The sequence below is a fragment of the Chitinophaga sp. YR627 genome (assembly GCF_900114995.1).
Classification (GTDB): Bacteria; Bacteroidota; Bacteroidia; order Chitinophagales; family Chitinophagaceae; genus Chitinophaga.
On sequence record NZ_FOUX01000001.1, the window covers coordinates 741,086 to 755,180 of the forward strand.

12 protein-coding genes are annotated in these 14,095 nt (G+C 46.0%); all 12 read left to right on the forward strand.

Translation table 11 applies throughout. The features are described 5' to 3' along the window. The first annotated feature begins 36 nt into the window (after positions 1–36). The 12 genes from BMZ72_RS02615 to BMZ72_RS02670 all read left to right on the forward strand — a co-directional run bounded on the left by BMZ72_RS02615 (position 37) and on the right by BMZ72_RS02670 (position 14,076). Complete coding sequence (locus tag BMZ72_RS02615) at positions 37–531, forward strand: type VI secretion system transmembrane protein TssO (protein WP_089804971.1); 495 nt, start codon at positions 37–39, stop codon at positions 529–531. Between the two features lie 46 nt (positions 532–577). After that, entirely contained in the window at positions 578–1,519 is a 942-nt protein-coding gene (locus BMZ72_RS02620; RefSeq protein WP_089804973.1) for a PKD domain-containing protein, read from the forward strand. A gap of 6 nt (positions 1,520–1,525) precedes the next feature. Then, on the forward strand, positions 1,526–3,862 hold the full coding sequence (gene tssR, locus BMZ72_RS02625) for a type VI secretion system protein TssR domain-containing protein (RefSeq protein ID WP_089804975.1): 2,337 nt from the start codon (positions 1,526–1,528) through the stop codon (positions 3,860–3,862). An 8-nt stretch (positions 3,863–3,870) separates the two neighbouring features. Beyond that, the gene (locus BMZ72_RS02630) at positions 3,871–6,342 is read left to right on the forward strand and encodes an ATP-dependent Clp protease ATP-binding subunit (RefSeq protein WP_089804978.1); all 2,472 of its coding nucleotides are present in this window, start codon (positions 3,871–3,873) and stop codon (positions 6,340–6,342) included. Between the two features lie 31 nt (positions 6,343–6,373). After that, on the forward strand, positions 6,374–6,820 hold the full coding sequence (locus tag BMZ72_RS02635; RefSeq protein ID WP_089804980.1) for a hypothetical protein: 447 nt from the start codon (positions 6,374–6,376) through the stop codon (positions 6,818–6,820). Between the two features lie 31 nt (positions 6,821–6,851). Continuing rightward, the gene (locus BMZ72_RS02640) at positions 6,852–8,222 is read left to right on the forward strand and encodes a DUF5458 family protein (RefSeq protein ID WP_089807181.1); all 1,371 of its coding nucleotides are present in this window, start codon (positions 6,852–6,854) and stop codon (positions 8,220–8,222) included. A gap of 42 nt (positions 8,223–8,264) precedes the next feature. After that, positions 8,265–8,657 (forward strand): type VI secretion system tube protein TssD, encoded by a 393-nt coding sequence (gene tssD, locus BMZ72_RS02645; RefSeq protein ID WP_012792473.1) that lies wholly within the window; start codon positions 8,265–8,267, stop codon positions 8,655–8,657. 78 nt (positions 8,658–8,735) lie between these two features. Next, the gene (locus BMZ72_RS02650) at positions 8,736–9,170 is read left to right on the forward strand and encodes a GPW/gp25 family protein (RefSeq protein ID WP_089804982.1); all 435 of its coding nucleotides are present in this window, start codon (positions 8,736–8,738) and stop codon (positions 9,168–9,170) included. 22 nt (positions 9,171–9,192) lie between these two features. Beyond that, positions 9,193–11,037, forward strand: a complete 1,845-nt coding sequence (locus tag BMZ72_RS02655; RefSeq protein WP_089804983.1) for a type VI secretion system baseplate subunit TssF — start codon at positions 9,193–9,195, stop codon at positions 11,035–11,037. A gap of 10 nt (positions 11,038–11,047) precedes the next feature. After that, positions 11,048–11,989, forward strand: a complete 942-nt coding sequence (locus BMZ72_RS02660) for a type VI secretion system baseplate subunit TssG (RefSeq protein WP_089804985.1) — start codon at positions 11,048–11,050, stop codon at positions 11,987–11,989. Positions 11,990–12,015: 26 nt separating this feature from the next. Continuing rightward, complete coding sequence (locus tag BMZ72_RS02665) at positions 12,016–12,909, forward strand: TssN family type VI secretion system protein (protein WP_089804987.1); 894 nt, start codon at positions 12,016–12,018, stop codon at positions 12,907–12,909. A 15-nt stretch (positions 12,910–12,924) separates the two neighbouring features. Continuing rightward, positions 12,925–14,076 carry a hypothetical protein gene (locus BMZ72_RS02670; RefSeq protein ID WP_089804989.1) on the forward strand — a complete coding sequence of 384 codons (1,152 nt, stop codon included), beginning with the start codon at positions 12,925–12,927 and terminating at the stop codon, positions 14,074–14,076. Positions 14,077–14,095: the final 19 nt, after the last annotated feature.

Consider the following 14,095-nt stretch of genomic DNA (forward strand, 5'->3'; position numbering starts at 1 on the left):
GTGAAATAATTGTGACAGATTATACAACAACGAACGATGATAAAACTTAGCGTAAAAGAACGAAGGGAACAATTCTTATTCCTTGGCGGAATATTTTTGTTCACCGTTAGCCTCCTCGGATTTGGATTGTTTCATGATTTTGGAGATAGCAAAACCATATCAAAAGAGGACCTCACAGATAAACTCTCCCGCGATGCGGAGTTTGAAGAACTGGTAAAGGTGCAACGCGCGACCATTGACACGGCATATAAACAGATCGTTAACTTCGACCCCGCCGTGAAAGCGGTATTCCTGGAGAATGATATCCGGTATTCACTTGGCTCTATCAAATCCAACTACGACAGACAGGCCTTTGACCCAAGATATAAGTCCTTTCTGCAGGTATCACTGTTATATAATACTTTTTTCTTCAACAGGCGGGAGCTGAAAGGGAATATCAATGATATTGACAACCTCAGAAAGACGCTGGAGGATTGCAAATTATCGACCCGTCAACTGAAAGAAAGTATCGGGACGCAGGGTAACCATTAAGCCCCAAAATAACCATTATTCTTTTTTTAAGTAAACACAACACAACATGTTCGACCCAATCATCGACGATGCAAAGTCAGTGAACAGTAATTCGAGACGATCCATCTTTATCTATGTCATTATTGTTATCCTGGCGCTGACAGCATTCATCTTTCTGTTTAAGAACGTCTTTGCCGATAAACGCAGCAGTGACGCCAGTATCCTGAAAAATGAGCTGTATATGAACGAAGAACTGGTCTATGCGGATAATACCAGTAGTGCAAAAAACTGGCGCTGGGAATTCGGAGACGGTAACGCTTCCAATACACAAAGTGGTACTTATCACTACGGAAAAGCAGGCTCTTATATCGTGCGTCTCACAATAGACGGGGATATGCAGGTACAGTTTCCCGTAACGGTGAAAGATACCGTGATCGCGCAGACTGACACGACACTCATCATCAACGGACCTACTTCCGGCGTAGTCAATGAAGAAGTACGCCTGGAAGCAGAAGGAAAAGGAACGCAGTTCGAATGGTCCTTCGGTGAGACCGGTAGGGTAGATGTCAACGGCCGTACTGCTTTGTATACCTTCCGCAAACCGGGCACCTATATGGTAAGACTGATCAGTGATAAGAGTCATCCGGTCACCCATATCATGTACATCACCGATCCAAGTCTGGATACGGTGCTGGTAGTGCCCGGAGAAGGAGAACGCAAGATCATTGATGATATCCGTGCACGCCTGCAGGCCATAGCCGATGGAGAAGACTTTAACAGTAATTACTACTACCTCATCAACAAATATCTGTGCGGCAACGAAAAGATCACAGTTGCGATTGAACAGGACAGCAACAAAAAAAGCAGTGATTTCTATACTTACTGTATGGGACTCACCTTCGGTGGAGAGATCTCTGTCGATCAGGCACAGTTAACCATTAGTCCGAAAGCATCCTGCGCCACATTGTTAAACATCAAACAACACTCCGCCCGCACAGCGAATAAATAAGTAATCATGAAGCACATATTTTCTCTTTTTATACTGCTTACCCAGGCGGTCTGGGTAAGTGCGCAGATAACTTTGCCCTTTCATCAGAAAGTAAAGCCTTTGCCTGATGCTTTTGTAAAGCCTGCAGAAGACACAAGATTAAGTACACAGAAACCTAAAACGGCTGCACCGTGGGTGGTATTCTCCGACAGAGATGATAACTACACGACTACAACGCCCGGTGGTAGTCTGGTGATGAAGAAGCTGACCTTTATGGAAGCTTTCTATTTAACAGAAGAAAAAGGTGGTTATGTGAAACTGGTAAAATACAATACCAGCTTATTAACGGGCAGAAAGATCAATAATAAGAAAAGCGCTGTTAGCTATGGCTGGATCTCCCGCTGGAAACTGCTGATGTGGAATAGGTCGTGGTCCGATACAAAGACAGGTTTTCCGGAGAAAGCCATCACCGTGATCAGTGATAAAATGCCATTGACGTCTGCACAGACTTACTATGACCGTACGGATTCAGCCTTTGTATATAGTTCCCCGGAACTGAAAAGGGCAGTAGCAAAGGTTAGGTTACACCAGATCAGCTACATCTATAAACGTTCAGAAGATGGCAGGAAATACCTGATCGGGAACGAGACACAGCTGGTGGCTGATAGCGCAGATAAAGTGATCTGTGGATGGATTGCGGCGGATGCCCTGCATAACTGGGGCGACAGATTATATATATCACCAGCTTCTCCTGCGGATGAATCACTGGTAGACTCAGCTTCTCTTGTCTTACACCAGGAACACGCAGACCCCTTGTTGCGTGAGGAGGATTTTATCCTGAAAAGCGCACCGGTACTGAACAATATTGCTACAGGATATAAGGTAGGTAAAACCGTGGATGTATATGATAAATCACATAATACACTGATTACGATAGATGGATCAGCCTTGCAATACAATGACTACCTCGATCTGCGGAAACATATTCATCAGCTGAACGTCGTATTTGTGATCGATGCCAGCAGCGCCATGAAGAAATACTATCCCGGATTGACCAACACGATTCAGTCACTCGAGAATATTTTCGGTGAATATGATAAACAACATCAGTTAAGCTTTGGAGCAGTGGTGTACAGAGATAATCAGAACTGTGTGGCAAGGGGCATAGAAACTACCGGCGGCATCTATCCGGATTATCGTAAGCTGATGGCCTTTCTGGGTACACAGGCAGAGAAAACAGCACAGTGTAATAACAATGTTACGGCTGAACCCATGTATGATGGCGTACGTGCAGCGCTTGATCTGTTTAAGTCCCATCATAACGAAACTAATCTCATTATGCTGATCGGTAGTGTAGGCGATTCTACGGAACATTTTCAGCAGCTCAGCGAGCAACTGGGTAAGCAGAATGTTCGCTTACTGACGATGCAGATGTACAGTGACTACAATGAGTGGTATAATAATTTCGTGCTGAATGCAAAGAAACTGGTTTCTGAATCAGCCGTCTATGCATCCGAAGTGAAAAAGAAATTCCTCATCAATGGCGAAGGACTGGATGAACGTCATGCCTACAATATCAGTCAGCAGGATTCCGTGTCCTACTTCCTGGATTATCCGGAGAATAGTCTGATACAGGGTGGTGTGGTATTCCCGACCAAAGGGGAAGTGAACTCCAAAAAGTATATCACAGAAGCTACCCGAAGATTCCTGCGGGAGACAGATTATGATATCCGCACACAGATCACCTCACTGGATAGCGCCTTCCGGCTGCGAGGTATCGCAAATGCCAATCTCTCTGAAACGGTGAAGGCACAGTTGCCGGTGCCTGTTGGAGAAGACGTTGCCGACAGAATGCCACATAATGGGTTCAAATATTTTATGACAAGTGATGTTCCCGCGAATGTGGTCGCTGCTCATCCCGGACTGCTGCAATACACACTTGTACTGAATGCGGCAGAGTACAAACAGATGAACGATATCATTGCCTTTATGGCTGGTCAGAACCTGGCGCCGGATCAGTCCTCTTTCAGAAAGAAACTGGTGACTAACTATATCAGCGTCCCCCGTCATCTGTTAGATCTTGATCTGTCGAAAAATGCGATCCGGTCTATGTCGCTGACGGAATACTTTAAAACAGTGACCGGCTTCCCATTGCAACAAATGTCCTTTGACCGCTTTACAGTAGGCGATCTCAAAAAGGATAGCCGTATGCCTAAAGCTGATTTTGAGAATTATATCCGATTCCTGATCCATTCAGGAGAGCAGATCAAGATCGCTACGCAGGTAGGACAACAGTTCATCTCCAACGGGAAGATCTACTACTACATCACAAGAGACAATTTCAGTACTGACACCACAAAGTAAATAGCAGTATGAACATTTCGAATAGTAATGAATCGGTGAAGATTGCCATCCGGATCGCACAGTCCCTGGCAAAGGAATATCATAACGGTGAATTTACCCCCGCGCATCTGCTGAAAGCACTGATGCATAAAGAAGTAAGCCTCTACAGTTTTCTGGCTGCTATCAATAAAGATGCTACATACATCGCAGAATGGGCGGAAGTGCGCATCGAATCACTGGAGAAGACCGCACAGGTGATGGATGAAGTGAAAGGCAGTATGGAGATAGCGGCTGTGTTTGAAGAGGCTGACCATATCCGGCTGAAGATCGGGGCAGATCTGATCAATCCGGTTTGTGTACTGGCAGCACTCTGTAAACCCACTGTTGCCTTCTCTGTTGAGCAACTAAAATCCTTTCCGCTGAAGGAACGGGAGGTACTGGACGGTTTTATGCGGGATGAGGAGATCAGACAGGTGGTTGCACCGGTAAGCCAGACAGGTGAGAAAGCAACCATTACTTCTACCGCTGCTTTGTACAAATACTGTATTGATCGTCTGACGCCGGCACGTGAAGGCAAAACGGATCCGATCATCGGAAGAGACAGAGAACTGCGCATGATGATGGAAATACTGTGTCGCCGTACCAAACCGAATGTCATCATTACAGGCGACGCAGGCGTAGGGAAGACAGCACTGGTAGACGGATTCGCAGCAGATATCGTAGCGGGTGAAGTACCGGAACAACTGAAACATACGCAACTCTTCGAACTGGACCTGGGAGCGCTGATAGCTGGTGCTTCCTATAAGGGAGAAACAGAAGACCGTCTGAAGAACATTCTGAAAGAGATCAAACAGTTTGATAAAGCTGTCCTCTTTATCGATGAGATACATACCCTGCTGGATAGTAAAGGTCCGCTGGGAGCGGGTATCGGCAACCTTCTGAAACCGGAACTAGCCAGGGGAGAGATCACGGTGATCGGCGCTACTACACTGGAAGAATACCGCAAATACATTGAACCGGAACAGGCATTCAGCAGAAGATTTGAAGTATTGCAGATCGGAGAGCCTACTGAAGCAGCCGCCATTCGGATGCTGGAGAAACTGAGTGAACGGTATGCCACTCATCACCAGTTACAGATACAGCCTGCTGCATTGGCTGATTGTGTACACCTGGCCAAGCGATATATGAAAGACCGCCGTTTACCGGATGCAGCTTTCGATCTGCTGGACCGTACACTGGCTGCCATCAAACTGATGAACGATACCAGCGCGAAAGTACTGGAAGACCTGCAACATGCCTTACAGGCATTGGTGTCAGCGGAAACACCTGTATCACTCAATGATTATCAGTGGTTGTATACACAATTGCAGGACAAGGTAAGTCCGGTACTGCTGGGACAACTACAGGACGAAACGGCTGTCGCTGGTTTTGAGACAAACGCACAATACCAGGAATACCTGGAAAGAACACTGACTGCCTTACAACAGCTCGCGACAATACCGGTGCAGGAAGTCAGCGGACATGAAATAGCGGCTATCGTCTCTTATAAGACCGGTATCCCCCTGGGTAAGATTCAGGCAGGGGAAAGGGAAAAACTACTGAATATGGTGCCTTTCCTGAAGAATAGGGTCGTAGGACAGGACCATGCACTCAGGGTAGTGGCAGATGCCATTCTCGAATCCCGGAGCGGACTGAATAAAAAAGGACAACCTATTGGTTCCTTCTTTCTCCTGGGACCTACCGGTACAGGCAAGACAGAACTGGCGAAGTCTATCGCAGAGTTCCTCTTCAATGATGAAAAAGCCATGATCCGTTTTGATATGTCCGAGTTCAAAGAAGAACATTCGGCAGCCCTGCTGTATGGCGCTCCTCCGGGATATGTGGGCTACGAGGAAGGCGGACTGCTGGTCAACAAGATCAGACAACAGCCATATACCGTACTGCTGTTTGATGAAATAGAAAAAGCGCATCCTTCTGTATTTGACACTTTCCTCCAGATACTTGATGAAGGACATATGCATGATCGTCTGGGTAAAGAAGGTGACTTCTCCAATAGTCTGATCCTGTTCACTTCGAATATCGGTAGCGAACAGATAGCAGCACAGATCAGCAGGGGAGAGATTCCCGCTTCACAGCAACTGCTGGAGATCATGTCTCCTTATTTCCGGCCTGAATTCCTGGCCCGTTTGTCAGAGATCGTGCCCTTCGCACCGATCAGTGAACAGAACGTGGTACGCATCTTCGAAATGCAACTGCATAGTCTGACGCAGGCTTTACAACAACAGGGCATCCGGCTGCAGGTAGAAGAAGATGCAGCGCGTATGCTTGCATTAGGAGGATTCAATCCGAAGTATGGCGCCAGACAGTTATCAGGTGTCATCCGGAATGAACTGCGAAGACCCATCTCCCGGTTTATTATCGCTGGAGATGTAAAGAAAGGACAGGAGATCAGGGTGGGCAGACATACAGCTGAAGAGAAGCTGGAATGGAGCATACAATAACACGTAATCATCACTTGTAAATAATAATACCATGTTTAACTACGAAATAGGCGGCAACGAAAGAAAGATCGACACCTCGGAGGCATTTGCTGACATTGCCTACAATAAGACACTTTTTGTACAAAAGCTCACGGATAATGACCCGATCAGACCGGAGAAAGTGGAAGGACTGAAGACAGTACAGGAAGTATTCAATCACTACAAACCGAATGTGAATGTGGAGTTTGAACGCTATGACGGTTCTTTTGCCAATGAGAACCTGCAGTTCAATAACCTGGGCGACTTCTCCATTAAGAGTATTGTGGGACAAAGCCAGCATCTCAACAATGTGAGCATTGAAAAAGAAATGTCAATGAGTGTGATAAAACAGCTGAAGTCGAATAAGACCTTAAAGACAACACTGGACAACGAGGAGACAAAGAACGCATTTATCAGTGCGCTCAAAAATTTCATCACCGAACTGGAAGACAATAAATAACCGGCACATCGTGCTATAAAAATAAATGGATATGGCAAGTACCGAAAAACAACAGGCGGCCGGTGTTCAAACCGCTGAGAAAGCAGTAAAGGCCGAACTGTCCCTGGCAGAAAGCCTGGAAAAACTGGCCCGTGTGGGTGGCATCGATCTGCTGGAAACAGCAATTGATGGTTTACAGAACCTGAACCCTGACAGAAAAGCCAGGAAACAGATCTTTCTCACAGGTAATGAGAAACGCAGGGAACGTGAAGAACTGAAAAAGAAGATCCGCCTCTGGATAGATATCCTGGAGAATGCAGACTCTGTAGCTACCATGATAGAACGTAGCAACGAGCGCTTACAGGTAGCAGAAGAGAACATCAATAAGAATATCGGTATCGCCCTGAAAGCGACCCGTGAACTGGAACAATCTTACCGTGCAGTGAACCTGTTCTATCAGAATACGGAGGCTGATAAACTGAAGAATGTGGTACTGCTGAATGCTTCTCAGGAGCAGATACAGGATCTGGATAATCCCCGTTTCATCGAATATGTAAATGATGAACTGAAGCAGAAATATGACCGTCTGGATCTGCGGGAGAACTATTCCCTGCTGGTAGTACCTGGTTATATGGGTTCCAATAAAGTAGTGGAGAAGTGGGCAGCTATTGCCTATAGGCATAAAGCCATGCTGATCACAGACTTTGCTGATCTGGATCATCCGGATGATGTGATCGACCTGTTCACAGAAGCCAATCTTACCGGTGGCGACGCCTACAGATCAAACGTAATTATGACCTGCAACTGGCTGATCGGCCGTGGTAAAGTGCAGGAAGTCGGAGAAAACGATGACCTGACTGTACCCGGTTCGGCAGCACTGGCAGGCAAAATGTACCATACCCTCATGTCGCAGGTAACGGCTGGTAAGAAACATGGTTCTATGAACGATGTGGATGGCGTACGCTTCGAACTGAAGAAGAGCGAGATCTCCCATCTCGAAAGACTGGGTCTGGTACCGATGGTAAATGAGTACGGGAAGGTGATGGCTTTCTCTGCCAAGACCCTCTTCAACGGCGATAACATCGGTTTGCAAACCTATTCTGTCGTAAGGGTATTTGACTACATCACCAAAGTGCTCTTTGACTTCCTCAACAGACGCGCGTTTGAAAACTGGACATCCAAGACAGAAAAAGACCTGCGTGGACAGATCGTTAAATTCCTGGACAGGATACAGGGGCCAGACCGCCTGATCGAACATTTTAAGATCATGCGTTTTGAAAGAGATGAAGTACAGAAGGATACCATCCACCTGGATATTCATATCACGCCTTATTTCCCGGCCAAGAGTTTTGTGGTAAAACTCGATGGCTATAAAGGGGAAGACGAAGCCACCACCTGGGCATCAGAATATGCACAACAATAATAAACAAACCATCAAAACATAAACTTTTAAAAAATTACAGTTATGGCCTTCAAAGCAACATTAACCTTCTCTGGTAAACAATATGATGTATTACAGTGCTCCTATTCCATGTATCGCGATGTGGACCTGAAAGGCAGACCTACTTCCGGTGTGTACGGTGGTAAGATCGATGTGGAAGTTGAATCCAATCAGGATACTTCGATCATCGAAAGTATGGTAAATAACCAGTTTAAGCCGGTGAACGGCAGCATCACCATCAAGAAACAGGATGAAGATGCCAAAATGAAAGAGATCACCTTTTCCGATGCATATATCGTTAGCTTCTCTGAAGGTATGAATGCTTACAGTGATAGTCCGATGACGGTCAGCTTTCAGATCTCTGCCCGTCAGATCAAGATGGGTAATGCAGATCATGAGAACGACTGGCCTAAGTAGTCGTCCGTTTAACCATGGTAAATACGCCTGCGGAACGTTTGTTCCGTGGGCGTTCTCCGGAAACATTAAATGTCGGATATGTCAGACTTACTATATCAGAAACCTTTCCGTCTCAGGAACATTTTCGCAGGCAAAGAGCTTGATATTACAGATACCGGCCGTTCTATTTCACAGCACATTGAACTGATCATTTTTACCAGGTATGGCGAGCATCGCCATAATGAGGATTATGGTTGCGAGATATGGGACCTTGATTTTGAACTGGTGGTCAGCGAGCGGATATGGGAAGAAAAGTTCCGTCAGTCCTTACAGCGTTCCATTATGCGGGATGAACCACGACTGGATCGCATCGCTGTAGATGTGAAAATGAGTGAAGTAGAGAAGCTTTTTTTTGGAAAGAATATCTCTGAGATAAAGAAGAAAGTAGAGATCACCGTTACCGGTATTGTCCAGTCAACAGGTGAACATTACAGTTTTAATACAGCGTTGTTTTTAAGTCCGCTGTGCAGTTAGTCACCATTACCCGCTAGTGAAAATGAACGAACTATTTTATTCTTCAAAAGACGAGATCAGGAACAGGGTGCTGAAACATGCACGCGAGTACTGGGGACTTGCTGCTACGACTGATTTTGATCCGCTGGTAAAACTGCTGATAGAAGCCCTGAGTACAGAATTGTTCAATATCTCCAATGAGGTGAGCAATTTGCAGAACCGTATGGTAGATAAGATCTCCGGTATCCTGGCGCCTGATACATTGATATCAGCACTTCCCGCACATGCTATCCTGCACGCAAGACCAGTGGAAAGTGTAGAGACGATCGACGAAAAGAGCCGCTTTTATTATGGGAGGCGAATGGTCGATAAAGAAGAGAACAACCGTGAAGTGACGATGGACCTGTTTTTTAGTCCGTTACAGGCGGTGAAGCTCTTTAATGCAAACGTGGCTTATATCGCAACAGGAAATAACCTGTTTCAGGTGGATGATCAGCAGCAACGCTCTTTATTGGCACAGGCAAAGCCGGAGCAGCAGCTGGCGGTTAACAGCTTTTACGTAGGGGTAAAGATACCGGGAGGACTGACGTCTGTCAATGGCATGACGTTTTACTTTGACTGGAAGAATTATCAGGTAGAGCGGCAGACCTATGACCTGCTGTCATTTGCCGAATGGTCTGTACAGGGACAGGTATTGAAAGTGGCGCAGGATAGGTTTTATGACGCTCTGGCGACTGGCATACGTTCTCCGTTTGAAGAACGGGAGATACTGAATATACTCCTGCGGGATGTAAGCGCGTATTACAGGGATCGTTTTTATACACTGATAGATGTCCGGGAGGCCCCATTATTAGAATCTTATCCGGCGGCTTTTACGACTGTATTTACGGCTAATAGTCTGGAATCTTTGAAAGAGGAACTGCTCTGGATAAAGATCCTGGTACCTGCCACCATTCATCAGCATATGCTCAATGAATTGTCTGTATCCATCAATGCTTTTCCAGTAGTGAATAAGAAACGGCATGACAGCAAGAACAGGTTAAAGATCATGACGGATATCATTCCGCTGAAAATGGCAGACCATGAGCAGTTTTTGAGTGTTGATAGTCTGAAGGATAATATGGGTAACCGCTATACGGAAATTCCGCAGGGCTATAATGATGAAAGAAGTGCGGGTTTGTTCTCCGTACGCTACGGTGGAACAGAGCGGTTTGACAAACGGAATGCAAGAGAAGTACTGGACTATCTGTTTGAATTGCTGCGGGATGAAAAAGCTGCATTCGCTGCTTATGGAACCGACTTTCTGAATACGGCACTGAAGGAGCTGGAACAGAATATCTCCATGATCGCACAAAAGACCGGCGGACAACAGAACAGTGTCCGCGAGCTGCTGAATTACATCGTATTCAAACCCCTGGATCAGGCGGATATTTTATTCCTGGAGTACTGGACTACCAATGCGGAGCTGGCGAATAATATCAGATCCGGCAGTCGTTTACAGCCCTTTGAAAGTGCCAGGATACAGGCAGATAGCCTATTTCTGCTGAGTACGACCCAGGGAGGACGCTCCCGTTTGAGTGCGGCTAACAGGGTGAGGGCTTATAAGTACGGCCTGACAACAGGTGACAGGATCGTTACACAGACGGATATCATCAATTTCTGTCACTGGGAATTTGGTAGTCATATCACTGGGGTGGAGATCAGGAAAGGACTGGTGAAATCACCCAAACCGAAAGATGGATTTGTGAGAACAGTGGACCTGATACTGACACCTGCAGCAGGCAATAAACTGAAAGCAGAGGAATGGAATGCCTTGCTGGAACTGGCCCGTACAAAATTACAGACGCGTAGTACCATGCATTTACACTATAGATTAATGCTGGCATAAAGGAGAAGCGATGAAAGAAGCACTGCATATCATCAACGAACTGGATACGGATTTTAAAGCGACGGTGAAAGTGGCCGAATTGCTCGAGAACGGGATCATCGGTACTGATCAGGTAGCGGTACTACCGGTTGGTCCGCAACGAAGCGCGTATGCAAAAGACATCCACGGTTATCAGACAGGGTATTCGGATAGCCTTTTGAAAGAGAGGCTGATCGTAGAGATCAATCGGGAGGGCCTGTATGATATGCTGCCCGAAGGATTGTTCCATGTAGCACCGGTCAGAAGTTCAGGTTTATCCGAAGTGGAAATGATGGCCGATGTACAACTACGCAGGAATGAAGAGAAGGACGCAAGAAAATTCTTTATGCCTTTTGAGACGGAGCTGAATCACCTGCGCATTCTCCTGGAATGGTATGAGAATCGGCTGGATAAGAAGACGGCTTATCATGATCTCTCCATGATCTTCGGTGCGGAGTGGGATGAGTTTAATCTGCTGGACAATGATCAGCGGATTATCTGGATGCATCTGTTACCGGCTATACAACAACGCCGGAATGATACGGTATTTATGGGAGACCTGTTGTCCGTGTTGTTTGATATCCCGGTGCGTGTAAGTGTGAATCCTGCGGCCATTATACAAATGGCGGTAGCAGATGATATGCGTTGTAAAGTGGGCAATGGTGCTGCACTGGGTGCTGACATGGTGATCGGGAACAGCTTTGTCAGCGAAGGAGAAGAAATGAAGATCAGTATAGGACCTGCTGCAAGTGAAAAGCTACTGGCTTTTCTGCCCGGCAAACGTTATGCGAAACTGATCGATATAGTGACCGCTTACCTGGTGCCAATAGAAACAACCGTGCATGTAGAATTAATTACAGGTGAGGCTGACCGGAAAGGATCATTGGGGAATGACAGCGCCAATACCTTCCTGGGATTTACAGTATACCTGTAAGCAGCCCAACATAAAAGTTACAGATAATGGACGTACAACAATTTTTTATGCGATACCTGCTCTTACCGCTCATAGCGGTGGTATCGGCAACAATACTCATTGTTGTCAATAAGAAGAACAAGTTTATCAATAACAAAAAGCTGATCACCGCCATCCTGGTGATGGGACTGGTGTTAGCTATACCAGGGTTACTGGGCTTACTCGGACTGGATTATATGCCCTGGGGCTACATCCTTAGTATGCTTTATTTTATAGCAACAGGCTGTGTGTTTGTTTACCTTATGACAAGATATTATGTCAATGAATTGCATGACCGACGGCCTATTCTTGTAGTTGCTTTACTGATATCCTGTCTGCTGGGATTTTACCTGTACCGGACCATATTTGATTTTTTAAGTAAAGAGCAGATAGGCAGCTGGGCCGCTACCAGCACTTTCAGTTTTATGTTGCCGGTGTTGTTCTGGTGGAGTTATATCGCTTTGCTGAATATCCCCGCAGAGATCTACAAGGTATGGCAGTATCCTTTGCTGCCGGTCAGTCTGGATATGGAGCACCTGGACTTTAACAGGATGCTCGTACTTGAACTGGAAGTATTCAAACATACCCGTGATGCAGAACCGATTAAAGTAAAGGTAAAAGCGCCGGAGAATATGCTTTTTGGCAACTGGTTCTATAAGTTTATTGAAGACTATAATCTGAAGTTTCCCAAACAGCCGGTGAGTTATCTGGCTACGGAAGACGAGCCTTATAAATGGATCTTCTTTATCAGAACATCCGTGTTCAAACGAAACATTTTCATTGATCCGGATCTGGATATCAAACAGAACGGTATTACGGAAAAGGTGACCATTCACGCCAAACGGGTGACTGAGAATATTGCCAGACCAGTTGTAACAGGAGATGAATCCATATTTATCTGATTAAAATAATGTGCAATGATAGTACCACTTAAATATAAACCGGTTAACTGGGTAGATGGCATGAAGCTGTCGAGCGCCCACTTTGTAGATACCGATCAGCATCACCAGGACCTTGTGAGAGATGCGCGTTCGCTGGTGCTGACCAGTTATAACTATGGTATCCTGCCGCCGTTTGCAGGACAACGGAGCGCCTATGATATCGAGATCATGGAAAAGGCAACGAACCATGTAGAGATCAGCGTAAGGGTGTTGAATGCCATTACAGCGGAAGGGAACCGGATCGATATAGATGGGGCGGGTGGCTTACAGCATCAGCTGCGTTATACCCATTATTTTCAGGAGAACAGCGAAGGCCGTACGATCTCCTACAATGTGATCCTGTCGGTGAATCCTTTCGAAAGAGTACCTGCGGGTATACCTGATCCGGAGGATACTCCACCAAGATATCCGGAAGTAGCCAAAGGATATGCTATTTCCCTGCTACCTACCGCTGCAATCGCCCCTAAGACCGCTGATAGTAATAGTTTGACGATCGGACAAATCCATCTCTCCAATGGCCGCATCACAGTAAACAATAACTATATACCGCCCAGTAGTACGGTGCTGAGTCATCCGGTGCTGATACGCTATTATGAGCAGTTCAGCGCATTGATGAATGATCTGCAATTGTCTGCCTTTACTATCATTGATAAGACAACTGGTAAAGAGTCTGTTACCCCGTTGGGGAAGAATATCCGCCTGGTTTCGGAGAAGATGCTGGATTATCTGGCACAGGTCTTTTTTAGCTATCGCAATCTGGGTTACCAGCAACCGCCTGTTTATCTGGCGCAATGTTTCTCCGGACTGGCACATGTGTTCTTTACCGGTATCCGGCATATTGCTGCGAAGGAAAGAGAGGAGATGCTGAAGTATTTCTATGAATGGAGAGATGTGACACCCGGAAATTTCGAAGAACTGCTGGCCCGTACCATAGAACTGATCTATGATCACCAGGATATCTATGGCAGTGTATCCCTGATAGAGGAATTTCTGAAAGTAGTGACCGCGTTGTGGAAGAAGCTGAGCACACTGGAATATATCGGTCAGCGAAAGGAGAATATCGTAGTGGCCGAACAACAGATCGTGCAGCAGGTGCAGGCCAAACGTACCTGGACTTTACTGGATTAAGAGAAAAGATTGTTAACAC